Here is a 22,319-nt window from a genome sequence, read left to right on the forward strand (position 1 = left end):
GTGCCGTACGGGTGTGGCCACACCTGCCCCCGTGGCCACACCCGTACGGCACTCGGTGATCAGCTCCCCGAGGCGGCTCTCCTGACGGGCGCGGGCGCGGCGGGCGCGCCAGTGCCGGGGTCCCGCGGTGGCGAAGCCGTCCACCATCGACACGAGGTCCCGCGCCAGGCCGCGGTCCTTGCCGACGGAGTCCGGGAGGCCCGCCCAGGAGCAGACGGCCCGGGTCAGCAGCTCGCTCATCGCGTCGAACAGCACGACCCGCTCACGTTCCGCCCAGTCGGCCCGCGCGTGCTCCCACTCCTCCTCCGCACGGTGGGCGAGCGCGGCGACACGGCTGTGGTCCTTGAGCAGCGAGACGAACAACGCCTTGCGTACGCGGTGCGTCTCACCGTCGAGGGTGTGCACCGCCCCCTGGCCGAAGAGGGTGTCGATGACCGGCTCCGGAAGAGCCGAACGCCGTCGTACATGTGCCTCGTCGTAGAAGAAGCCCACCGCCTCCTTACCGTGGAGCGCGATGGCCGGCTTCCCCAGCAGGCGGGTGCGGACCGGAGCGCGGCCGTTCCGGCGTCTTCGGTCGGGCAGCCACGCGTATCCCTCGGTCAGCAGAGCGAGAGTGCTGTCGTACATGGGGTCTCCCAGAGCTGCCGTTCGGTCCGGCGTGCCGGTCGGGTGTCGGGTCGGGTGTCGGCACGAAAAGTGCTCGACGAAGGCGGTGGACAGGTGATGACTGTGTGCCAGTACCCGATCGCCAGGAAATCTCTCACGGTGACGTACCTTCCCGTTCGCAAACGGTAAATCATCCGTGCGAAGAGCTTCCGAACCGCGACGTTTACGCGTCCGCTTCGCGGGTTACTTGTCGGTTCCGGTCCGGCCGCTCTCCGCGCGCCGGTGCGGAGGGCCGGTGAAGAGGAACGGCGGAGAGGAACGGCGGAGAGGGAATGCCGACGCGTCACATCCCCCCCCCACCGCCACCGCCACCGTCACCGCCATCGACTGGAAAGGCTGACATGACCGACCAGCGGCCCCTGCCCGGACAGGGCGAATCGTTCTGGATGGCGACCGCCGACGCCACCGATCACCCGGCCCTGACCGAGGACACCACGGTCGACGTGGTCGTGGTGGGCGGCGGTATCGCTGGGCTGAGCACGGCGTGGGAGCTGGCCCGCACCGGCCGGACGGTCGCCGTGCTGGAGGCCGACCGGATCGCGGCGGGGGTCACCGGACACACCACCGCCAAGGTGTCAGCCCTACACACCCTGGTCTACGACCGGCTGCGCCGGACCCGGGACCAGGACGCCGCCGGGCTGTACGCGCGCTCGCAGCAGGGCGCGGTGGAACGGGTGGCCGAGATCGTCGCCATGCTCGACATCGCGTGCGACCTGGAGCGCGTCCCCGCCTACACCTACGCCACGGAGCCCGCCGCCGTGCCCGAACTGCGGGCCGAGGCCGAGGCAGCCGCGGCGGCCGGGCTCGCGGCGACGTACGTGGCACGCACCGAGTTGCCGTACGAGGTGAGCGGCGCCGTCCGGGTGGACGCGCAGGCACAGTTCCACCCCCGTAAGTACCTGCTCGCCCTCGCCGAGGACGTCCTGGCCAGGGGAGGCCGGATCTACGAACGCTCGCGGGCGACCGGCCTGTCGGAAGGCTCCCCCTGCCGGGTCACCGTCGAGTCCGGCCACACCGTCACGGCGCGCGACGTGGTGGTCGCCACCCATTTTCCCGTCTTCGACAGGGCCCTGACCTTCGCGCGGCTCTCCCCGCGCAGGGAACTGGTGGTCGCCGCCCCGATCGCGGCCGGCATCGCGCCGGCCGGCATGTACATCACGCAGGAGGAGGGCAAGCGGTCGGTGCGCACGGCGCCGCTCGACGAGGACCATCGCCTGCTCATCGTCACCGGCGAGAGTTTCACCCCCGGCACGGGCGACCCCCGCGAAGGGTTCCGGCGGCTGGACGCCTGGATGCGCGCCAGGTTCCCCGTCGGGGACACCGCCTACCGCTGGGCCGCCCAGGACAACGACTCCACCGACACCGTGCCGCTGGTCGGCCCCTTCCACGCCGGCTCCCGCCACACGTACGTGGCCACCGGGTTCGGCGGCTGGGGCATGAGCGGCGGCGTCATGGCCGGCCGGCTCCTCACCGACCTGATCCGAGGCGACGAGCCGGCGTGGGCCGGCCTGTACGACCCGCGCCGGCTGAAGAGCACCCTGCGCGAGGCCCCCGCCCTGCTGAAGCAACAGGCCGAGGTCGCCAAGCACTTCGTCGGCGACCGGCTGAGCACCACGCACGTCGACTCGGTGGCCGAGATCCCGCCGGGCACCGGCGCGGTGGTACGCGTCGAAGGACAGCGCTGCGCGGTCTACCGGGACAAGGACGGCGTGGCCCAGGCCGTGTCCGCACGGTGTACGCACCTGGGGTGTCTGGTGGCCTTCAACGACGCCGAGACGGCCTGGGAGTGCCCCTGCCACGGCTCCCGTTTCGGCGTCGACGGTTCGATCCGCCAGGGTCCTGCCGGCCGGCCGCTGGAGAAGCGGGACCTCCCGGGCAGCTGACGGCGGAAGCGTACGGCGCGGCGTGAGAGGCGAAGCCGTCATGGCACACAGGGAACACAGGGAACACAGGGAACACACGGAGCGATCCGCGCTGATCGTCATCGACATGATCAACACCTACGATCACGTCGACGCCGAGCTGCTCGTGCCGTCAGCGCGGAAAGCGGTACCCCGTATCGCGCGCCTGATCGACGAGGCCCGGAGCCACCAGGTACCCGTCATCTACGTCAACGACAACTTCGGCGAATGGCGCTCGCACCACGGAGAACTGCTCGAAACGGCTCTCGCCGGTCCCCACGCCGACTTGGTCGAACCCGTCCGGCCGACGGACGACTCCCTCTTCGTCGTCAAGGCCCGGCACTCGATCTTCTACGAGACCCCCCTGTCGTACCTGCTCTCCCAGCTGAACGTCGGACACGTGATCCTCTGCGGCCAGGTCACCGAACAGTGCGTGCTCTACTCCGCCCTGGACGCGCACATCCGGCACATCCGGGCGACCGTGCCCGAGGACGCCGTGGCCCACATCCATCCGGAGCTGGCCGAGGCGGCGCTCCAGATGATGGAACGGAACATGGGCGTCACCATCGGCGACGCCGCTTCGATCGAGTTCTGACACCCTGGGCTAACGAACTGTGGGGCCTGGGACATGCTGAGAGAGGTCGTCGCGACCCGCTACATCACACCCCTGCGGCTGGTGATCACCGATGTCGCCGAAGGCCCCCTGCGGGAGGTGGGGTCGGCGATGCTGACGGCCACACGGGGGTCGCGTTGCACGTTTCTGGTTTTGCGGTAGCCCTCGACGGTGTTGATGAGGATGTGTTCACCATCGGTGTCGACCCAGGTCTGGGTGAGCTGGGGCGAGCCGTCCGGCATGGTGGTGGCGATGAAGCAGGGGCTGGGCCCGTTCAGCAGTTTGAGGAGTTCGCCGGGCAGGGGGGCCATGAGGTATCGCCCTTCGTGGGGGAAAAGCTGTCGGTGAGAGGTGCCATGTCGGCCATGTCGGCGGTGCGCTCAGCGCAAGGAACGGAAGGTGGTCCGGACTTCGTCAACGAAGAGTGCCGGTTGTTCCAGGGCCGCGAAGTGCCCGCCCGCGTCGAGTTCGTTGAAGTGGACGACGTTGTTGTAGCGCCGTTCCACCCAGCGCTGGGACTTCCGGACGTGTTCCTTGGGGAACATGCTGAAGCCGGTAGGCAGTGCGATCGGTTCGGCGGCGTCCGGCGCGGAGGGCCGTGCCGAACGTGCCATTTCCCAGTAGGTCCGCGCAGAGGATGTCCCGGTGTTGGGAAGCCAATAGAGCATGATGTCGTCGAGCAACTCGTCCAGGGCGAATGATGCTTCCGCGTCCCCCGGCGTGCCGCAGGTGTCCTGGAACATCGCGTAGATCCAGGCAGCCAGGCCGATGGGAGACTCCGCGAGGGAGTAGCCAATGGTCTGAGGGCGGGTTGCCTGCTCCTTGGCGTAGCCCGAGAGGTTCTCCCAGAAGTAGGCGGCGCTGTCGAGCATTGCCTGCTCGTGCTCGGTGGCGTCCTGGATCTCGTCGGGCGTCGGCGGGAACATGGCGAAGTTGAGGTGCAGCCCGACGCATCCGTCGGGGGCCTTGCGGCCGATCTCGTCGGTGACCGCGCATCCGAGGTCGCCACCCTGGGCGCCCCATCGCCGGTAGCCGAGCCGGTCCATCAGCGTGATCCAGGCATCGGCGACCCGGGGGAATCCCCAGCCGGGTTCCGTAGGCCGGTCGGAGAACCCGAATCCCGGCAGCGACGGCACCACGAGATGGAAGGCGTCCCGCGGGTCACCGCCGTGGGCCGCGGGATCGGTCAGTGGGCCGATGACCTTGTGGAAGTCGAGGACGGAGCTGGGCCATCCGTGGGTCATGACCAGCGGGAGGGCGTCCGGCTCGGGCGAGCGCACATGGAGGAAGTGAATGCCCAGACCATCGATGATGGTGCGGGACTGGCCGAGGCCGTTGAGGGTCTTCTCGCACCGCCGCCAGTCGTAGGTGTTGAGCCAGTAGTCGTGCAGCGCTCGGAGCTTCGCCAGCTGGGGTCCCTGGCTGGTGTCCAGAACGGTCTCCGGATCGGGCCACCGGGTGCGGGAGAGCCGCTCACGCAGGTCGGTCAGCTGTTCCTCCGGCACGGACAGGGTGAAGGGTTCGATGAGTTCGGACATGGGACGTGCTCCCTACCGGGCGATGCCGCGCCGACTGCGACGCGGGTGGATTCAAGGGGGGCGGAATCCGGTGATTCAGAGGGTGTCGGGCTGACGGGTCCGTTCATCGGTGACAATCTCGGGCACCGCGTCCAGGACCTCCTGGAGCCAGGCGATCTCGGCGCGCAGCCTGTGCGCACTGTGACTGACCGCCAGTGCCTCGCTCACCGTCAGGTAGCCGCCGTCGATGGCGTTGGCGTTCAGCGCCTCGGTGTCCGAGAGCATGGAGGCGAGTTCATCCAGCCGGGATGCGATCACCGTGTGGAGCTCGTCCAGCTTCTCCGGGTCCAGGCGGGTGAGGGCCAGGTCGAACGGGTCCGGCTTCATCCAGATGTGGCGCAGACTCTCGGACTGGAGCTCCTTGAGACGCAGCCGCCCCTCACCGGTGATGCCGTACACCTGACGCTCGGGCAGATTGCCCTCCTTCTCGGTCCTGACCTCTTCGAGCAAGCCCTCAGCCGGCAGGCGCTTGATCGCCTGGTACAGGCTGCCCACGGACACGTCCGTCCACAGGTGCAGATGTTCCCGCTCGGCCTGGAGGCGCACCTTGTGCCCGTGCATCTCGCCGTTCCTCGCGAACGTGTCGAGGATGAACAACCTGATCGATGACATGTGATTACTCTTGCATGAGTACTCGTCCATAGGCAACCGACCGATGTGCTGAACCTCGACGCCGGGAGCGACCGCGTCGAGGTCACGAACGGGATTCATCGCCGGGCTCACCGCCGTGACTGAACAGTGAGCGATTTCCGACTTCCCGATGCTGAGGGCACGTTGGACGCCCCTGCGCGACGACAAAGCTCCCGCCACTGCCACTACCGGCGACGCACCAACCTTGACCAGGTCCAACTGCTGCCTGATATGTCGTCAGATCGCGGTGAAACCGCCGTCAGCGGCGACCACGGCTCCCGTGACGAAACTGGAGCGGGGCGAGACGAGGAAGCACAGGACCTCGGCGATCTCCTCGGGCTGCGCCACACGTCCCAGTGGTTGCGCGGCGGCGAAGGACGCCAGGTAGGCGCGGCTGTCGGGGCGGATGGTGTCGAGGAAGTCCGTCTCGATGACGCCCGCGGCCACGAGGTTGGCGCGGATGCCCAGCGGGCCGCCCTCGACGGCGAGCACCTTGGTCAGTTGGGCCAGAGCGCCCTTCGACGCACTGTAGGCGACGCCTTCGGGCAGGGCGACGGTGGAGGCGTACGAGCCGGTGCTCACGATGGCGCCGCCGGCGCGGCTCCTCATGGCCCGGAATGCCTCGCGGGCGCAGAAGAAGGAGCCGCGGGCGTTGACCGCCATCACGGTGTCCCAGTCCTCGGCCGTGGTTTCGGTGACGGGCTTGTTCTGGGTGCGCCCGGCATTGTTCACGAGGATGTCCAGCCCGCCGAAGGCGTCCAGGGCCCTTGCCACCGCGCGGTGGGCGGTCTCCTCCTGGGCGATGTCACCGTTTGTTGCGATGACGCCGGGAAACTCCTGCGCCAGGTTCGTGACGTCGGGGCGGAGGTCGAGGGCGACGACCCGGGCGCCGCGGGCGTGGAGGAGTGCCACGGTCTCCCGGCCCACCCCTCGCGCTGCTCCAGTGACGAGGGCGATCTTCCCAGCGAACTCGGTGGATTCGGATGTTGCGGCGGATGCGGTTGCAGGTGTCATGGTGCGGTCCCTGGAGAAGGTGACTGTGAGTGCAGGCGCCGGTGCAGGGCACCTGAAGCGCTGTGCAGTGGTGCGGTGCGCGGACCGGGTGGGCCGCGCCGTTGACGCATTCACGGCAGGCCCACGTGAACGTCGTACGGCTGGGTTGTTCAGTGCGCGGTAAGCCCGCCGTCGACCACCAGCTCCGAGCCGGTGACGAACGAGGAGTCGTCGCAGGCCAGGAAAAGGATCGCGGGGGCGACCTCGTCGGCGCGGCCGGCTCGGCGCATGGGGGTGCGTTGGATGTCCGGCTGCTGGTCGCCCTGGTCGTCCAGGAGGTCCTGGATCATTGGCGTGGCGATCACCCCAGGATGCACCGAGTTGATCCGTACTCCCTGCCGGGCGTACTCGACCGCGGCGGTCTTGCTCAACAGGCGCACGGCACCCTTGGACGCCTGGTAGGCCGCAGCCGCACCGCTTCCCACCAGGCCGAGTACTGACGACGTATTGATCACGGACGCGTTGCCGCTCGCACGCAGGAGCGGCATCGCCGCCTTCATGCCAAGCCATGTGCCTTTCTGGTTCACGTCGATGACGCGGTCCCACGCCTCTTCCCGCGTGTCCTCGATACCTGGCCAGTCCAGGATGCCGGCGAGGTTCACGAGCACGTCAAGCGTTCCGAACCGGTCGCGTACGACGGTGATCACTTCGTCCCACTCCCGCGCGGAGGAGACATCGAGGCGGGCAGCGACGACCTCCGCACCGCGTGCCTCGATCCGGTGGGACAGCTCCCGCAGGGGGCCTTCGGCGACATCGGTGATCACCAGCCGGGAGCCTTCGCCGGCGAAGAGTTCGGCGGTCGCCGTGCCGAGGCCGCCGGTCGCGCCTGTGATCAGCGCGACCTTGCCGTCAAGTCGTTGTCCTGTCATGGCTGTGGTCCTTGATTCTCGTTGCTGTTGACCGACTGTTGTGTCGGGGCTTCCTGGTCCGCCGACGGCGGAGTCGCACCCCGGGTACCAGGGCGGTCACGGGCTCGGCCTTCTCCAGGACTGCTTCTGCTCCCGGTAGAGCACGAGGTGCTCGTGATGGAGCACTCCGTCGTGGCTGCCGGCCACCGTGTACCGGCCGGTGTACGCGCCGGTCCGCTCACCGCGGGCTTCGTCGTACCGGCCGTCCGGCAGCAGCTCCTGCCGGGTGCGACCATCCGCGGTCACCCACGCCCCGACCACGTCGACCTGGTCGCCCTCAACGGTCCCGGTCATGGCGGACCCCTCTCCTCGCACGATGTGGTCCTTCCTGCGCCACCGAGTCTGGGCGGGCCACCGGCCATCAACCAGGACGCGTGCTGCCTGGGTGCGGCACACCCAGGCAGCACACCGGACCGCCGCCTAGCCTGAACACATGGACGACAACCACCTGGGAGATTTCCTGCGCACACGCCGCGCCGACCTGCTGCCGCCGGACGTCGGCATGGCGAGCTACGGATCCCGCAGAGTCGCCGGACTGCGCCGCGAGGAGGTCGCCGTCCTGGCCGGAGTGAACGCCGACTACTACACCCGCCTGGAACAAGGCCGCGAGCGCAACCCCTCACCCCAGGTGGTCGACGCGCTCAGCCGCGCGCTACGCCTCGACGCGGACGCCCGCGCGCACCTGTACCGGGTGGCCGGGGCCACACCGGTCGACCGGCCCTCCGGCCACGCCGCCGAGCGGGTCAGCCCGGCGCTGCGACAGCTGATGGACGGCTACCCGAACACTCCAGCGTTCGTCATGAGCCGGACCTTGAACCTCCTCGCTGCCAACGCCCTGGCCGATGCCCTCTACGCCCCGTTCGAACCGGCGGACAACCTGGCCCGCATGACCTTCCTCGACCCTGCGGGCCGCACCTTCTACACGGACTGGGACCGGGCAGCACAGGCCGCCGTCGCCAACCTTCGCGAGGCAACCGGATTCGACCCGGACAACCCACGGCTGCGCGAGCTCGTCCGCACCCTCACTGAGCACAGCGCGGACTTCACCCGCCTCTGGAACTCCCACATCGTGCGCGGCAAGACCCAGGACGCCAAACACTTCCTCCACCCGGACGTCGGCCCCCTCACCCTCACCTACCAGGCATTCGACGTACGCGACGCCCCCGGCCAGCAGCTCGTCATCTACCACGCCGAACCGGGCAGCCCCAGCGCACAGTCCCTCGATCTGCTCGGTTCCATCCACGCCACCCGCCGCCGCCCCGCCCCTCGGTCGCGCCGCTGATCAGCCGACGGAACATGGAGATCGGTCGGCAACAGTGCCCGGCCGATCTCGCCTCCGCATGCCTCATGGGTGATGACCTGGCTCGTGGCGGTCGGCAGCCAACTGCTGGAGCCATTCCTGGAGCAGGGCGCGTCCGGCCTCCAGCTCCCCCTCTTCGAGGCAAGGGCGATGCACATGATCCCGGGACCGCGGGCGATCTTGCTGCTGAGGCATCGAGGCATGCTCGAAGTGGAAGGTGTTGTTCATGAGGCAGGAGCGGAGGCCAGTGATGGACTGGACACTTGACGCGGAATTCGAGACGCCTGAAGGGATGATGCGGTGGGGGGCCTTGGGCAGCGGAGACCCGATCGTGCTGGTGCACGGCACGCCGTATTCATCCTTTCTTTGGCGGGACATCGCTCCGGCGCTCGCCCGTACCCGCAAGGTCTTCTTTTTCGACCATCTCGGCTTCGGCCAGTCGGACCAGCGCGAGGGCCAGGACCTCAGCCTGGCGGCTCATGCGAGGAACTTCGCCCGGCTCCTCGACCACTGGGAGCTGTCCGGGCCCAGCATTGTCGCCCACGACATCGGCGGGGCAGTGGCGCTTCGGACATTGCTCTTGGAAGGGAGGAGCTACCGGGATCTGACCCTCTTCGACGCGGTGAGCGGCGGCGAGTGGGAGCGAGGACTCTTCCAGCTCTTCCTGGAGCACAGGGAGGTATTCCAGAAGCTTCCGGACTACGCGCACGAAGCGCTGGTCGCCGGCCACCTGCGGCACGCCACGCACGTCGGCTTCCGGCCGGGAGTTCTCGATGCGTTCCTCGCACCGTGGCGGGGGGACTCGGGGCAGGCCGCGTTCTACCGTCAGTACAGCCAGATCAGGCATGCGGACACCATCGCGTATGAGCACTTGCTGGGTGGTATGTCGCTTCCTGTACGGCTCGTCTGGGGCTGTGAGGACCGCATTCTTCCTCCGAAGTACGCCGAGTGGTTGCACGAGCGCGTTCCGCATGCCGAGCTGCACTGGATCGAGGGCGCCGGCCACCTCTTGCAGGAAGACGCCCCCGCCCAGCTGCTGGCCTGCCTGACAGCGAGATTCCACTCGGACTGAGTGTGCTTCGCGTGCGGGCGGTTGCCGCGCTGGTGGCGCAGTCCCGCGGGCGCCGGGCCGGCGAGCACCAGCTGTTGAGTGAGTTCGGGCAACAGGGCGCCCGGCGGGCCGTCCTGGATCACCGGCCGTGTGACGGGTCTTGCGGGCCGGCTGTGGACTCGGGCCGGGGTGGGGAATCTGATCGCGAAGCCGTACCGGGTACGGCTGACCGGGCAGGGCGTGGGCACGTTCCCCGGACGAGCTGGTCAACGCCGACCTCAAGCGGAGCCTGCCCATGCACCACCGGGCCTGCGACCGGGCCTAACTCGCCGCCGAGACCCGCAGGTTCTTCCATCGGTGTACGGGTTCTTCGGCCGTGGGCCCCGTTCAGCAGCTGTCTCGGCGGTACACGCGTGCGCCGTCGATCTCGGCGACCCGCTGGTAGCCGTCGGCGAGCAGCGTCCGCAGTTCCGGGTAGTCGGCGAGGGGATAGGGCGTGCCGGTCGAATCGTCCACGAGGACGCAGGGCGGTGTGTGCGCCAGTTCGCGACGGAAGACGGACCAGGTACCGGGGACGGCATAGGCGCGGCCGACGCGGCGGACGTCAGCGCCGCCGCTGAAGTTCGTCAGCAGGCCCGCGGTGAGGTAGCGGCTCGACGGAGGCCGGCCGGACAGCCAGTACGTCTCCGGGTGCATACCCCACACGAGTACGGGCTGCCCGGGCGCGCTGTGCTCACGTACAGCGGCCGCCACCGCGAGTGACTTCTCCAGCTGCGGGGGCCGGGCCTGCCACGCCCCCGCCGTCCAGAAGGCAGCCGCCAGCAGCGAGCACGCCGCCACGCACCAGGCGGTCCCCGCCCGCCCGGCCCGTCCCACCAGGCGGCGCAGTACGGCCGGTCCGTCGGACGCCGTCCTGCCGGACACGTCCACCACGCGCAGGGCCAGCAAAACGGCGGGCGGTACGAGCTGGAGGAAGTAATGGCCGTAGAAGTGCCAGCCCACCGACACCGCTGCGGCCGAGGCGAGCATCCACCCGGCGAGCATCCGGTCGGTGCGGCGGGAGGACTCAGTGGCCGGGCCGGTTCCGCCGAGCCCGCGCCGCACCGCCCGAACGCGGTGTACACGACGGCGCCAAGGCAGCAGCGGGAGCAGGAGCACCACGGCGGCGAACGCGGTCAGCAGGCACGCGAGGCCGGACCCGGCGCGTCCTGCGACCACCTGCGCGCCGGGCGGCGACGTTGTGTACGGCCCCGAGGAGAGGAACACCCAGAAGGTGAAGCGGTGGGCCCCGAGGGTCAGTGCGCAGATCCCCACGGGAGCCGCCGCGCCCAGGGTCAGGGCCAGGGTGTCCCGGCGCCGTCGTGGCCCGCTGAGGGCGAGCAGCAGCAGCGGCAGCAGGGGCGCGAATCCGACCTGCTTGGTCAGGGCCGCGACGGCGACGGCCAATCCTGCGGGCAGGAAACGGCCCTTGACCCCGAAGTGGACCGCGGCCGCGGTCGCGGGAAGCATGAAGATCTCGAAGGTGGCGGCCATCGCGTCCGGCGCCGGCAGGGCCAGCGAGGCGGTCACCGTCAGCACCCCGGCCGGCAGTGCCGCCCAGGCACCCAGCAGATGGCCTGCCGTCCTCGCGGTGAGGACCGCGGTGACACCGAGCGCGGCCACCGCCGCGACCCGCACCGCCGCCAGCCCGCCGTCCCCGGCGATCGTGAAGGACGCCTCGTACAGCCACGGCATCAGCGGTGGCTTGCGGTCCACGACGTCCTCGTACAGGTGACCGCCGTTCCGCAGCATCGCCGCCTGCGTGGCGAGGTAACCCTCGTCCGGACTCCAGAACGGGCGGTGGAAGGACGGCAGTCGCACCACCAGGGCCAGGAGGCAGAGCAGGACCGCCTCGGTGGCGCGGCGCGGGCCGCCGAGAGCTCGGGCGTAAGGACGGACGGGGGCCGGAGGACTGAGCGTCCGCGCGGGGCCACGGGTGTCCGTCAGCATGGGAGAGCTCCCTCGATCAAGTCAATCACATAACTAGTGGACCGAGTCTCAGGGAGGGTCACGCTTCTGTCAAACAGCCCCCATCAGTAAGCTGAATTGGGTCGAAAGCACTCAACACAGGTCCACCACTCAGCTAGTGGTGAGATAGTGGACCCATGGAGTATCGGATCGAACGGCACAGTGGCGTGGCCCCGTATCAGCAGATCGTCCAGCAGACCAAGCAGGCCCTGCGGCTGGGCCAGCTCCTGCCGGGCGACAAACTGCCCTCGGCGTCGGCGGTGGTCGCCGCCGCGGCGGTCAACCCGAACACTGTCCTGAAGGCCTACCGAGAGCTGGAACGGGAGGGCCTGGTCGACACCCGCCAAGGCCGGGGAACGTTCGTACGGGCCTCGCTCGCGCAACCCGGCACACAGGCCGGTTCCCCGCTGCGCGACGGGCTGCGCGTCTGGATGGCCACCGCCCGCGCCGACGGACTGGAGCGCGAGGACGTGGCCGCGCTACTGGCCGCCGAACTCGACGTCTTCTTCCCCCGGCCTGTCGACGCACGATGATCGAGAAGCGATGACCCCTTCTTCCGGCCCGGCCTCCGCGCACCATGGCGACGACGCATCCGCGACCGCACCCGCACTTGAAGCCGTTGGTCTCGGACTCCACGGTCGGGACGGGTGGGCGCTGCGCGATGGGAGCTTCACCGTTCCCCGCGGACGCGTTGTCGGCCTGGTAGGGCCCAACGGTGCGGGCAAGTCCTCCCTGGTCGCCGTGGCGGCCGGCCTGCGGCCCGCCGACGCGGGGGTTTTGCGCGTCCTCGGTCACGTCCCGGGCAGCCCCGCCGTGCTGCCGCGCATCGGGACGCTGTTCCAGGATCGCCCGCTGGAAAGAAGGTTCACCGTCGCGGAGACGCTCCGCCTCGGGCGGGACCTCAACCCCAACTGGAACGACGCGGCTGCCCGCGCGATCGTCGACAACTGCGACGTACCCCTCAAAGCTCGCGTCGGCCGCCTCTCCACCGGCCAGCGCACCTGCGTCGCCCTCGCCCTGGCACTGGGAAAACAGCCGGACCTGCTGCTGCTCGACGAGCCGATGGCCGACCTCGACCCGCAGCGCCGCCGCGCCCTGACCGGGGCACTCATGACCCGCGCCGCCGAGCACGGCACCACCATCGTGATGTCGACGCACACTCTCTCGGAACTGCACCTCGTCTGCGACTACGTCCTGCTGACGGCCCGCGGACGCATACTCATCGCGGACGACACGGAGTTCGTACAGGCCGCACACAGCCTGATCACGTACACCTGCCCGGCCCCCGCCGCTCCCTCACTGCCGCCACAGGCGGGCACGGTGATCGAGACCCGTCGCAGCGGACGCGTCCACACGGCGCTGGTCTGCTTCCCCCTCTCCACCGAGGGAGCCGCCAGCACCTCCTCGCTTTCCCTGGAGGAGATCCTCCTCGCCTACCTGCGTAACCCGCAGGCCTCGCCGCTGATCGCCGGAAGCACCCGGGACGACGCCCCCTCCGCCGGCACCCCGGACAGTCACGAACGGCCGACACAGTGAACACGCGCCCCCGCATTCCCCGCCCCACCGTCCGCACCGCGGCGGGACTCGCACGGCTGGCCTGGCACCAGCACCGCACGGCCCACCGGACCGTACTCGCCCTCGCCGTCCTGGCCGCTGCCTGGGCCCTCTGGGAACACCACCAACTCGTCACCGCAGTGGAACACTGGGCCACGACCTGCCCCAACGGCCTCACCGACAGCCCGCCCGTGTGCGACCACACACCCGGCGCCGTCCGCACCGTGATGGAACAGGCGCACCCTCCCCTGCGCTACCTGCCCGTCGCGGTCGGCGCCCTGCTCGGCGCCCCGTTGTTCGCACAGACCCTTCAGGACGGCACCCACCGACTCGCCTGGACCCAGTCCGTCAGCCGCCGCCAGTGGGCCGTAGCCAAACTGTGCGTCACCGGAGGCGTCACCGCCCTCGCCGCGCTCCTGCTCACCGCGCCCGTCACCTGGTGGTGGTACACCATCCGGCACGGACGCACCGCCACCGGACCGATCGGCACGGCCTGGCGCGACAGCACCCCCCAGAGCGACTGGTCCTACCTGCCCTACACCGGCCCCGCCGGAGTCGCACACCTGCTCCTCGCGCTGACCACCGGTGCCGCCCTCGGTCTGCTGCTGCGCCGCGTCCTGTCCGCGGTCGCCCTCTCGGCCGCGGTCACCCTCGCCCTCCAGACCGGATTGGAACAGCTGCGCCCGCACCTGCTCACACCGACCATCGAACGAACATCCAGCGTGGTCTTCCCGAACCGGACCACCAACGCCTGGCACCTCGACCAGGGTTACACCCATGCGGACGGCTCACTCACCGAGACCTACAACTGCCCGCCCGGCAGCTGGGAGGCCGTACAACGATGCGCGCGCTCGCAGCACATCACCGGCAGCTACATCCGCAACCTCGACCCACAGCAATTCCTGCCCCTCCAATGGCTCGACACGGCGATCTGTCTCACCGTGATCGCCCTCCTCGCCACCTTCTGCCTCGTACACGTCCGACGCATGAAGACCCGCTGAAGGTGCGAGAGTCCGTCGTAACCTTGGCGCGGTGGCCCGGGCACTCCTCGCCAGCGATCACCCTCGGTTACTATTCGACGGTCGCCGTGGATTGCATGGTTGGAAAGATGGGTGGCCTGGGAGAATGCTGAGAGAGGTCACTGCGACCCGCTACATCACACCCCTGCGGGAGGGCGGCTCGCTGCCGGGACTCGTCGAGGCCGACGACCTCGGGACGTACGTCGTGAAGTTCACCGGCTCGGCGCAGGGCCGCAAGGCGCTCGTCGCCGAGGTGATCGTGGGTGAGCTGGCGCGCGCTCTGGGACTGCGGTTCCCCGAGCTGGTGCTGGTGCACTTCGATCCGGCGGTCGCCGGGCACGAACCGCACCAGGAGGTCCAGGACCTGCTCCGGGCCAGCGCCGGGCTCAACCTCGGCATGGACTACCTGTCGGGCGCCCGGGACTTCACCCCCGAGGTCGCGGAGGCGTTCGACGTCGACCCCCTGGAGGCGGGCCGGATCATCTGGCTGGACGCCCTCACGGTCAACGTGGACCGCACGACGCACAGCTCGAACCTGATGATCTGGCCCACGCTCGGCGTCGCGCCCCCGAAGCTGTGGCTGATCGACCACGGCGCCGCGCTGGTCTTCCACCACCGCTGGGACGCCTCGTCGCCTCAGAAGGCGTACGACTTCCGGCGGCACGCGCTCGGCGGCCACACCCCTGACACCCGCGCGGCGGACGCCGAACTCGCGCCCAGGGTGACGGCGGAACTGCTGCGCGCGATCACGGCCGAGGTGCCCGATGCCTGGCTCGCCGACGAGCCGGGTTTCGCGACCCCGGACGAGGTCCGCGAGGCGTATGTCGGCTACCTCCTGGCCCGGGTCGGCGCCTCCGCGGCCTGGCTCCCCACGGACTTCCCCACCCGTGAACAGCTCGCGGGCGAGGACGCCCACCGGGCCGCGAAGACCCGGCGGGGCCGGCCGGACTGGCTCAAGCGGGTCCCCGACCTGCACGGCGAACCGGCGCCGGAACAGGACTGGTCGGTACACCTCGGCTGACCGAGGACGACGCGCACCACACGTACGGCGCGCGAGGGGACGGGTCCGGCCCGCTCAGCCGGCCAGTTGCTCGTACGCCGGCAGGGTCAGGAAGTCCGCGTAGTCCTCGTCGAGCGCGACCGTCAGCAGCAGGTCGTGGGCCTGCTGCCAGCGGCCGGCCGCGAAGGCCTCCTGGCCGATCTCGGCGCGGATGTCCGTCAGCTCCCGGTCGGCGATCTCGCGGGCCAGTTCGGGCGTGGCCCGCACGGTGGTCCCGGCGTGCTCGAACTCGACGCCCGCGTTGATCCACTGCCAGATCTGCGAGCGGGAGATCTCCGCCGTGGCCGCGTCCTCCATCAGGTTGAAGATCGCGACGGCGCCGAGCCCGCGCAGCCAGGCCTCGATGTAACGGATGCCGACCTGGACGGCGTTGACCAGTCCGTCGTACGTCGGCCTGGCGTCGAGCGAGTCGACGGCGATGAGGTCGGCGGCTTTCACGTCGACCTCCTCGCGCAGCCGGTCCTTCTGGTGGGGCCGGTCGCCGAGGACCGCGTCGAACGAGGCCATCGCGATGGGCACCAGGTCGGGGTGCGCGACCCAGGAGCCGTCGAAGCCGTCGCCCGCCTCACGGTCCTTGTCGGCCTTGACCTTCTCGAACGCGACCTTGTTGACCTCTTCGTCCCGCCGCGACGGGATGAACGCGGCCATGCCGCCGATCGCGTGCGCCCCGCGCCTGTGACAGGTGCGGACGAGGAGTTCGGTGTACGCGCGCATGAACGGCGCCGTCATCGTCACGGCGTTGCGGTCCGGCAGGACGAACTTCCGGCCGCCGTCACGGAAGTTCTTGACGATGGAGAAGAGGTAGTCCCAGCGGCCCGCGTTCAACCCCGAGGCGTGGTCGCGGAGTTCGTAGAGGATCTCCTCCATCTCGTACGCCGCGGTGATCGTCTCGATCAGGACGGTCGCGCGGACGGTGCCCTGCGGGATGCCCACGTAGTCCTGGGCGAAGACGAACACCTCGTTCCAGAGGCGGGCCTCCAGGTGCGACTCCGTCTTGGGGAGGTAGAAGTACGGGCCTTTGCCGAGGTCGAGCAGCCGCTGGGCGTTGTGGAAGAAGTACAGGCCGAAGTCGACGAGCGCCCCGGGCACCGGTGTGCCGTCGGCGTCGACGAGGTGGCGCTCGTTCAGGTGCCAGCCGCGCGGGCGCGTCACGACCGTCGCCAGTTCCCCGGGCGCCTTGAGGGCGTACGACTTGCCGGTGCGCTCGTCCGTGAAGTCGATGCGGCGGGTGTAGGCGTCGATCAGGTTGACCTGGCCGAGAACCACGTTCTCCCAGGTCGGCGCGGAGGCGTCCTCGAAGTCCGCGAGCCATACCCTGGCGCCCGAGTTGAGCGCGTTGATGGTCATCTTCCGGTCGGTGGGCCCGGTGATCTCGACCCGGCGGTCGTTCAGGGCCGCAGGCGACGGGGCCACCCGCCAGGAGTCGTCGGCGCGGACGGCGGCGGTCTCCGGGAGGAAGTCGAGCGTGGAGGTGCGGGCGATCTCGGCGCGGCGCTCGGCGCGGCGGGCGAGAAGCTCGTCGCGACGGGGCGTGAACCGCCGGTGCAGCTCGGCGACGAAGGCGAGGGCCTCGTCGGTGAGCACCTCCTCCTGCCGGGGCAGGGGCTCGGCGTCGACGATGGCCAGCGAGGACGGCGCTGGTGCGGACATGAGCTGTCACTTCCTTCAGCGAACGTGGCACCGGGTGCCGGTCGACCGGGTACGGCAGTTGACGCCCGGGGAGAGACCCGGACGCTTCTGAGCAGTGAATAGTGGATTCTAGTTTCCTCATGGTGGAAGTTCAATGATCTGCCGACCATGATGTGTTGACGTCGAGATTCTCCGGGTCGAGGAAAGGCGGCGCTCAGTGCCACCTCCTCCGCTACTCCGTGCGGTGACGCTCGGGACGCTGTCACTCCAGGTGGGCGAGGTCCGCCACCGTGTCGATGTCGTACGGCCGTGCCACGTCCGCGCACTCGACGAGCGCGATCGCGTCCGCGTGCGCCTTCAGATACGCGCGTGCCCCCTGATCGCCGGTCGCAGTCGCCGAGATACCCGCCCAGTGGTCCGCGCCGAGCAGGACGGGGTGGCCGCGCCGTCCTTCGTAGGAGGCCGACGCGAGCGTGGCGGAGGACCGGTAGGCACCCAGGAGCCGGGCCGCCGCCTCGGCTCCGATGCCGGGCTGGTCGACCAGTGACACCAGTGCGGCCCGAACCCCCGTGCCGCGCAGGGACTCAAGCCCGGCCCGCAGCGAGGAACCCATGCCCTCCTCCCAGTCCGGGTTGTCCACCAGTACGCACCCGGGCAGCTCCGCCCGCTCCCGTACGGCGTCGGCCCGCGCCCCCAGAACCACGTGGACGCGGGCGCACCCGGCCGTGCGCAGGACCCCGGCCGCGTACTCCACCAGGGGGCGCCCCCGGTGTTCGAGGAGGGCCTTGGGGCGTCCGCCGAGGCGCCGGCCGCCGCCCGCGGCGAGGAGCAGTCCGGCCACTGGGCCGTGGTTGTCCGTCATTCCTCCTGCATACCCGACTGCATACCCGACTGCATACCCGACTGTGTACCTGACCCGTGAGCGAGAAGGGGATGTCCGGGGTCTGAATTTCGGTCCTCGGAGTGGCGCCCACCGCACCGATTGGCGTTTACTGGCCCGCGTCCCCCGGCGCCCGACCAACGCCACGGGACGGTCGGGCGGGAAAGACGATGTCGTACGCGCAACGACGCGCGAGGGGGAGAGCTGTGTTGCGGAGCTTGGGACAGAGGTCAGTGACCGGCAGCGACGAGGATCCGAGAGTGGCGGAGCTGCGGACCGCCGTGTCCAGGCTGCGCCGCGAACTCGCCGCGCATCCGGTCGAGTTCCCCGACCGCGGCATCGCGGAGGACGAACTCGCGGCGCTCGCCGCGATGGCCGGCGGTGGTACCCCCGAGATTCCGCGCCTGCGCCGCTCGCTGCTTCTGGTCGCCGGTTCCATCGGCTCGGTCAGCGCGCTGGCCACCGGGCTCGCCGCCGTACGCAGCGCCGTCGAGCTCTTCGGAGAACCGCCGCGCCGCTGAGCCGCGCTCCTCGACTCCCTTGCCGGGCACTTGCCGGCCACTTGCCGGGCACGGCTCAGGCGGTCGGGCTGCCGGAATTCGCCAGTGCCTGCGACAGTTCCACCGCGACCTGCTGGAGCACGGGCACGATCCGTTCCGTGGCCGCCTCGGTGACGCGGCCGGCAGGACCGGAGATCGAAATCGCCGCCGCGGTGGGGGAGTCGGGCACGGAGACGGCGAGGCAGCGGACCCCGATCTCCTGTTCGTTGTCGTCCACCGCGTACCCGGCGCGGCGCACCTCTTCGAGCGCGTCGAGGAAACCGTCCGGTGTCGTGATCGTCTTGTCCGTCGCGGCGGGCATGCCCGTACGGGACAGCAGGGCGCGCACCTCGGCGGGCGGGACATGGGCGAGCAGGGCCTTGCCGACGCCGGTGGAGTGCGGCAGCACCCGGCGGCCCACCTCGGTGAACATCCGCATCGAGTGCTTGGACGGCACCTGTGCCACGTACACGATCTCGTCGCCGTCGAGCAGCGCCATGTTCGCCGTCTCGCCGGTCTCCTCGACCAGGCGGGCCAGATAGGGGCGGGCCCAGGTGCCGAGCAGCCGGGACGCCGACTCGCCGAGACGGATCAGCCGGGGGCCGAGCGCGTACCGCCGGTTGGTCTGCTGACGTACGTAACCGCAGACCACGAGCGTGCGCATCAGGCGGTGGATGGTGGGCAGCGGGAGCCCGCTGCTCGCGGACAACTCGCTCAGCCCGACCTCGCCGCCCGCGTCCGCCATCCTCTCCAGCAGGTCGAAGGCGCGCTCAAGGGACTGGACGCCACCGCCTGCGGCAGCCGGCTTGGCGGCGGCGGTGGCAGGGGCGTCGCTGGCGCTGGACGTCGGCACGGGGGCGGTCCTTTCAGGCGGGCAGACAGGTGGGAAGCCTACCCGGCAGTTGGTTGACCGGGCGGCTGCGTGTGGCTAAATTCTGCCCTACGGAAGCTTATTTCCACTTCATGGAAAGGTCCAGGATCGCCACTCGTGCGGCGACGGAGGCAAGTCGACTCTTGACGCCATGGAGCAGGAAGTGAAGACTCAGAAGGCTCCTTCAACAGAACGTTGAATTTCGTTACGTGGAAGTAAACGGCGGGAGCGGATGGCGGTAGGAGACGCCGGTGAGAGACGCCGGTGAGAGAGGCCGGCGGGAGACGCCGGTGGGAGACGGCGACAGACGACGGCGGTGGCAATACGTCCGGCATGGAAAGGGGTCCCGGTGTCCGATGGCGGACTGGATGACGGACCGGTCGAACTGGTCCTGCGCTCGACGCGCGTCATCACTCCCGAAGGGACGCGCGCGGCCTCGGTCGCCGTCACCGCGGGAAAGATCACGGCCGTGCTCGCGCACGACGCCGAGGTGCCCGCCGGGGCGCGGCTGGAGGACTTCGGTGACGACGTCCTGCTGCCCGGACTCGTCGACACCCACGTGCACGTCAACGACCCGGGCCGCACGGAGTGGGAGGGTTTCTGGACCGCCACGCGCGCCGCGGCGGCCGGCGGCATCACGACGCTGGTCGACATGCCCCTCAACTCCCTTCCGCCGACCACGAGGGCCGACCACCTCCGCACCAAGAGGGACGTGGCCCGTGCCAAGGCGCACATCGACGTCGGGTTCTGGGGCGGCGCCCTGCCCGACAACGTCAAGGACCTGCGTCCACTGCACGACGCGGGGGTCTTCGGCTTCAAGGCGTTCCTGTCGCCCTCCGGGGTCGACGAGTTCCCCGAACTGGACCAGGGCCAACTCGCCAGGTCCCTCGCGGAGATCGCCGGATTCGGCGGGCTGCTGATCGCGCACGCCGAGGACCCGCACCATCTGGCGGCGGCCCCGCAGAAGAGCGGCCGGAAGTACACCGACTTCCTGGCCTCGCGACCGCGCGACGCCGAGAACACCGCGATCGCGAACCTCATCGCCCAGGCCGGGCGCGTCGACGCCCGCGTCCACGTCCTGCACCTGTCGTCCAGCGACGCGCTGCCGCTGATCGCGGCGGCCAAGCGCGAGGGCGTACGCGTCACGGCGGAGACCTGTCCGCACTATCTGACGCTCACCGCCGAGGAAGTCCCGGACGGGGCGAGCGAGTTCAAGTGCTGCCCGCCCATCCGCGAGGCCGCCAACCAGGACCTGCTGTGGCAGGCGCTGGCCGACGGCACGATCGACTGCGTGGTCACCGACCACTCGCCGTCCACGGCCGACCTGAAGACCGACGACTTCGCGACCGCGTGGGGCGGCATCTCCGGGCTCCAGCTCAGCCTGTCGGCCGTATGGACCGAGGCCCGTAGGCGCGGCCACGGCCTGGAGGACGTGGTCCGCTGGATGTCCTCGCGCCCGGCACGGCTGGTCGGGCTCGACGACCGCAAGGGCGCCATCGAGGCAGGCCGCGACGCCGACTTCGCGGTCCTCGCCCCCGACGAGACCTTCACCGTCGACCCCGCCGCACTCCAGCACCGCAACCGGATCACCGCGTACGCGGGCCGAACTCTGCGGGGTGTCGTGAGGTCCACCTGGTTGCGTGGCGAATGTGTGGTGAGGGAGGGCGAGTTCGCTGAGCCGGGCGGCCGACTGCTGTCTCGGCAGGAGTAGTTCGTGACTGCCCGGCCTGCGAAGTCCCGTCTGCGTAGTCCCGCCTGCACAGTCCCGTCCGCGTAGCCCGTTTACGTGGTCCGTTTACGTAGTCCGTCGTCCCCGTCCTTGGACCCGTTCCCGCGCCCGTAGCGGCCGGCCCCGAAAGGAAGACCTGATCACCGTGACGGAGCAGCACCGACCCGCCCTGGCTCGTTTCACCGGCGACGCGAACCCCTATGGAGGCGGCGACCCGTACGCGGACCACCGCACCGCCGACTTCCCCTTCACGCAGTACGCCGACCTCGCCGGCCGGCAGCTCGGCGCCGGGGTCGTCGCCGCCAACGACGAGTTCTTCGCCCAGCGCGAGAACCTGCTGCTGCCCGGGCGGGCCGAGTTCGACCCCGAGCACTTCGGGCACAAGGGCAAGGTCATGGACGGCTGGGAGACCCGGCGCCGACGCGGTGCCTCCGCCGGGCATCCCTGGCCCACCGCCGACGACCACGACTGGGCCCTCGTACGCCTCGGTGCCCCCGGTGTCGTACGCGGCATCGTCGTCGACACCGCCCACTTCCGCGGCAACCACCCGCAGGCCGTGTCCGTCGAAGGGACCTCGGTACCCGGCGCGCCGTCCCCCGAGGAACTCCTCGCGGACGACGTCAAGTGGTCGACTCTCGTACCGCGTACGGAGGTCGGCGGCCACGCGGCCAACGGGTTCGCCGTCGACGTCGAGCAGCGCATCACCCACATCCGAGTCAAGCAGCACCCCGACGGCGGCATCGCACGCCTGCGTGTGTACGGCGAGGTCGTACCCGACCCGAAGTGGCTGTCCGTCCTCGGCACCTTCGACGTGGTGGCCCTGGAGAACGGCGGCCAGGTCGAGGACGCGTCCGACCTCTTCTATTCGCCGGCCACCAACACCATCCAGCCCGGGCGCTCCCAGAAGATGGACGACGGCTGGGAGACACGGCGGCGCCGCGACCAGGGCAACGACTGGATCCGCTACCGGCTCGTCGCGCGGTCCGAGATCCGGGCGATCGAGATCGACACGGCCTACCTGAAAGGCAACTCGGCCGGCTGGGCGTCGGTCTCCGTGCGCGACGGGTCGGACGGCGAGTGGACGGAGATCCTGCCCCGGACCCGCCTCCAGCCCGACACGAACCATCGCTTCGTCCTCGCCGCCGCGGCGGTGGGTACGCACGCGCGCGTGGACATTTATCCGGACGGCGGCATTTCGCGGCTGCGGCTGTTCGGGGCGTTGACGGAGGACGGGGCGGCGGGGTTGGCTGCCCGACACCGCGAACTCGGCGGCTGATTTCGCCCCCGCCGCCCCTACCCATTCCCGTCACTGACTCGGGGGCTCCGCCCCCG

Annotated in this window: 22 protein-coding genes; 11 read left to right on the forward strand and 11 right to left on the reverse strand. The window is 70.0% G+C overall.

Annotated features, from left to right (window positions below):
* Window positions 1–627 (reverse strand): cytochrome P450 family protein (locus tag AOK01_RS27130; RefSeq protein WP_483855251.1); only part of this gene is annotated, 627 nt, incomplete at its 3' end.
* 380 nt (window positions 628–1,007) lie between these two features.
* On the opposite strand from AOK01_RS27130, the gene AOK01_RS27135 reads away from it, so the two are divergent.
* Both AOK01_RS27135 and AOK01_RS27140 read left to right on the forward strand, forming a co-directional pair.
* Entirely contained in the window at window positions 1,008–2,549 is a 1,542-nt protein-coding gene (locus AOK01_RS27135) for an FAD-dependent oxidoreductase (protein ID WP_055516204.1), read from the forward strand.
* Window positions 2,550–2,589: 40 nt separating this feature from the next.
* On the forward strand, window positions 2,590–3,162 hold the full coding sequence (locus tag AOK01_RS27140; protein WP_055516206.1) for a cysteine hydrolase family protein: 573 nt from the start codon (window positions 2,590–2,592) through the stop codon (window positions 3,160–3,162).
* Between the two features lie 59 nt (window positions 3,163–3,221).
* Here the strand turns inward: AOK01_RS27140 and AOK01_RS27145 are convergent, their stop codons facing one another.
* The 6 genes from AOK01_RS27145 to AOK01_RS27170 form a co-directional block, all read right to left on the reverse strand.
* Window positions 3,222–3,491 (reverse strand): pyridoxamine 5'-phosphate oxidase family protein, encoded by a 270-nt coding sequence (locus tag AOK01_RS27145; RefSeq protein WP_079103788.1) that lies wholly within the window; start codon window positions 3,489–3,491, stop codon window positions 3,222–3,224.
* 69 nt (window positions 3,492–3,560) lie between these two features.
* Window positions 3,561–4,718 (reverse strand): epoxide hydrolase family protein, encoded by a 1,158-nt coding sequence (locus tag AOK01_RS27150; protein ID WP_055516208.1) that lies wholly within the window; start codon window positions 4,716–4,718, stop codon window positions 3,561–3,563.
* 75 nt (window positions 4,719–4,793) lie between these two features.
* Window positions 4,794–5,369 (reverse strand): PadR family transcriptional regulator, encoded by a 576-nt coding sequence (locus AOK01_RS27155; protein ID WP_055516210.1) that lies wholly within the window; start codon window positions 5,367–5,369, stop codon window positions 4,794–4,796.
* Between the two features lie 255 nt (window positions 5,370–5,624).
* Entirely contained in the window at window positions 5,625–6,401 is a 777-nt protein-coding gene (locus AOK01_RS27160; RefSeq protein ID WP_055516212.1) for an SDR family NAD(P)-dependent oxidoreductase, read from the reverse strand.
* A gap of 149 nt (window positions 6,402–6,550) precedes the next feature.
* The gene (locus AOK01_RS27165; protein ID WP_055516216.1) at window positions 6,551–7,309 is read right to left on the reverse strand and encodes an SDR family NAD(P)-dependent oxidoreductase; all 759 of its coding nucleotides are present in this window, start codon (window positions 7,307–7,309) and stop codon (window positions 6,551–6,553) included.
* A gap of 96 nt (window positions 7,310–7,405) precedes the next feature.
* Window positions 7,406–7,642, reverse strand: coding sequence for an Atu4866 domain-containing protein (locus AOK01_RS27170; RefSeq protein WP_055516219.1), 237 nt, complete (start codon window positions 7,640–7,642; stop codon window positions 7,406–7,408).
* 139 nt (window positions 7,643–7,781) lie between these two features.
* On the opposite strand from AOK01_RS27170, the gene AOK01_RS27175 reads away from it, so the two are divergent.
* Both AOK01_RS27175 and AOK01_RS27185 read left to right on the forward strand, forming a co-directional pair.
* Window positions 7,782–8,630: a helix-turn-helix transcriptional regulator gene (locus tag AOK01_RS27175; RefSeq protein WP_055516223.1), complete on the forward strand. Its 849-nt coding sequence runs from the start codon at window positions 7,782–7,784 to the stop codon at window positions 8,628–8,630.
* A 268-nt stretch (window positions 8,631–8,898) separates the two neighbouring features.
* Window positions 8,899–9,720, forward strand: a complete 822-nt coding sequence (locus AOK01_RS27185; protein WP_055516226.1) for an alpha/beta fold hydrolase — start codon at window positions 8,899–8,901, stop codon at window positions 9,718–9,720.
* A 366-nt stretch (window positions 9,721–10,086) separates the two neighbouring features.
* Here AOK01_RS27185 and AOK01_RS27190 read toward each other — a convergent pair whose 3' ends face one another.
* On the reverse strand, window positions 10,087–11,688 hold the full coding sequence (locus AOK01_RS27190) for a glycosyltransferase family 39 protein (protein ID WP_079103790.1): 1,602 nt from the start codon (window positions 11,686–11,688) through the stop codon (window positions 10,087–10,089).
* 155 nt (window positions 11,689–11,843) lie between these two features.
* Here AOK01_RS27190 and AOK01_RS27195 point away from each other — a divergent pair, with 155 nt between their 5' ends.
* From AOK01_RS27195 to AOK01_RS27210, 4 genes are all read left to right on the forward strand, one after another.
* Complete coding sequence (locus AOK01_RS27195; RefSeq protein ID WP_055516228.1) at window positions 11,844–12,239, forward strand: GntR family transcriptional regulator; 396 nt, start codon at window positions 11,844–11,846, stop codon at window positions 12,237–12,239.
* Between the two features lie 10 nt (window positions 12,240–12,249).
* The gene (locus AOK01_RS27200; RefSeq protein ID WP_055516230.1) at window positions 12,250–13,242 is read left to right on the forward strand and encodes an ATP-binding cassette domain-containing protein; all 993 of its coding nucleotides are present in this window, start codon (window positions 12,250–12,252) and stop codon (window positions 13,240–13,242) included.
* Complete coding sequence (locus AOK01_RS27205) at window positions 13,239–14,261, forward strand: hypothetical protein (protein ID WP_055516232.1); 1,023 nt, start codon at window positions 13,239–13,241, stop codon at window positions 14,259–14,261. Before AOK01_RS27200 ends, AOK01_RS27205 begins: the two co-directional genes overlap by 4 nt.
* Before the next feature lie 124 nt (window positions 14,262–14,385).
* The gene (locus AOK01_RS27210) at window positions 14,386–15,300 is read left to right on the forward strand and encodes a HipA family kinase (protein WP_055516235.1); all 915 of its coding nucleotides are present in this window, start codon (window positions 14,386–14,388) and stop codon (window positions 15,298–15,300) included.
* 54 nt (window positions 15,301–15,354) lie between these two features.
* Here AOK01_RS27210 and aceB read toward each other — a convergent pair whose 3' ends face one another.
* Window positions 15,355–16,989, reverse strand: coding sequence for a malate synthase A (gene aceB, locus AOK01_RS27215; protein ID WP_055516237.1), 1,635 nt, complete (start codon window positions 16,987–16,989; stop codon window positions 15,355–15,357).
* Window positions 16,990–17,230: 241 nt separating this feature from the next.
* Window positions 17,231–17,830, reverse strand: a complete 600-nt coding sequence (locus AOK01_RS27220) for a nucleotidyltransferase family protein (RefSeq protein ID WP_055516239.1) — start codon at window positions 17,828–17,830, stop codon at window positions 17,231–17,233.
* A gap of 224 nt (window positions 17,831–18,054) precedes the next feature.
* Between AOK01_RS27220 and AOK01_RS27225 the strand changes: the two genes are divergently transcribed.
* Window positions 18,055–18,369 (forward strand): DUF5955 family protein, encoded by a 315-nt coding sequence (locus tag AOK01_RS27225; protein WP_055516241.1) that lies wholly within the window; start codon window positions 18,055–18,057, stop codon window positions 18,367–18,369.
* A 55-nt stretch (window positions 18,370–18,424) separates the two neighbouring features.
* Here the strand turns inward: AOK01_RS27225 and AOK01_RS27230 are convergent, their stop codons facing one another.
* Window positions 18,425–19,240, reverse strand: coding sequence for an IclR family transcriptional regulator (locus tag AOK01_RS27230; protein ID WP_055516243.1), 816 nt, complete (start codon window positions 19,238–19,240; stop codon window positions 18,425–18,427).
* Window positions 19,241–19,607: 367 nt separating this feature from the next.
* Here AOK01_RS27230 and allB point away from each other — a divergent pair, with 367 nt between their 5' ends.
* Together allB and alc are read left to right on the forward strand one after the other, a co-directional pair.
* Entirely contained in the window at window positions 19,608–20,969 is a 1,362-nt protein-coding gene (gene allB, locus AOK01_RS27235) for an allantoinase AllB (protein ID WP_245702434.1), read from the forward strand.
* Window positions 20,970–21,132: 163 nt separating this feature from the next.
* Entirely contained in the window at window positions 21,133–22,263 is a 1,131-nt protein-coding gene (gene alc, locus AOK01_RS27240; RefSeq protein ID WP_055516245.1) for an allantoicase, read from the forward strand.
* Window positions 22,264–22,319 lie beyond the last annotated feature (56 nt).

Origin of the sequence: Streptomyces aurantiacus (genome assembly GCF_001418335.1) — a bacterium.
Taxonomy (GTDB): domain Bacteria; phylum Actinomycetota; class Actinomycetes; order Streptomycetales; family Streptomycetaceae; genus Streptomyces; species Streptomyces aurantiacus.

Coding starts and splice junctions, on each gene's coding strand:
- AOK01_RS27135 (WP_055516204.1), top strand. CDS start 1,008: ATGACCGACCAGCGGCCCCTGCCCGGACAGGGCGAATCGTTCTGGATG.
- AOK01_RS27140 (WP_055516206.1), top strand. CDS start 2,590: ATGGCACACAGGGAACACAGGGAACACAGGGAACACACGGAGCGATCC.
- AOK01_RS27145 (WP_079103788.1), bottom strand. CDS start 3,491: ATGGCCCCCCTGCCCGGCGAACTCCTCAAACTGCTGAACGGGCCCAGC.
- AOK01_RS27150 (WP_055516208.1), bottom strand. CDS start 4,718: ATGTCCGAACTCATCGAACCCTTCACCCTGTCCGTGCCGGAGGAACAG.
- AOK01_RS27155 (WP_055516210.1), bottom strand. CDS start 5,369: ATGTCATCGATCAGGTTGTTCATCCTCGACACGTTCGCGAGGAACGGC.
- AOK01_RS27160 (WP_055516212.1), bottom strand. CDS start 6,401: ATGACACCTGCAACCGCATCCGCCGCAACATCCGAATCCACCGAGTTC.
- AOK01_RS27165 (WP_055516216.1), bottom strand. CDS start 7,309: ATGACAGGACAACGACTTGACGGCAAGGTCGCGCTGATCACAGGCGCG.
- AOK01_RS27170 (WP_055516219.1), bottom strand. CDS start 7,642: ATGACCGGGACCGTTGAGGGCGACCAGGTCGACGTGGTCGGGGCGTGG.
- AOK01_RS27175 (WP_055516223.1), top strand. CDS start 7,782: ATGGACGACAACCACCTGGGAGATTTCCTGCGCACACGCCGCGCCGAC.
- AOK01_RS27185 (WP_055516226.1), top strand. CDS start 8,899: ATGGACTGGACACTTGACGCGGAATTCGAGACGCCTGAAGGGATGATG.
- AOK01_RS27190 (WP_079103790.1), bottom strand. CDS start 11,688: ATGCTGACGGACACCCGTGGCCCCGCGCGGACGCTCAGTCCTCCGGCC.
- AOK01_RS27195 (WP_055516228.1), top strand. CDS start 11,844: ATGGAGTATCGGATCGAACGGCACAGTGGCGTGGCCCCGTATCAGCAG.
- AOK01_RS27200 (WP_055516230.1), top strand. CDS start 12,250: ATGACCCCTTCTTCCGGCCCGGCCTCCGCGCACCATGGCGACGACGCA.
- AOK01_RS27210 (WP_055516235.1), top strand. CDS start 14,386: ATGCTGAGAGAGGTCACTGCGACCCGCTACATCACACCCCTGCGGGAG.
- aceB (WP_055516237.1), bottom strand. CDS start 16,989: ATGTCCGCACCAGCGCCGTCCTCGCTGGCCATCGTCGACGCCGAGCCC.
- AOK01_RS27220 (WP_055516239.1), bottom strand. CDS start 17,830: ATGACGGACAACCACGGCCCAGTGGCCGGACTGCTCCTCGCCGCGGGC.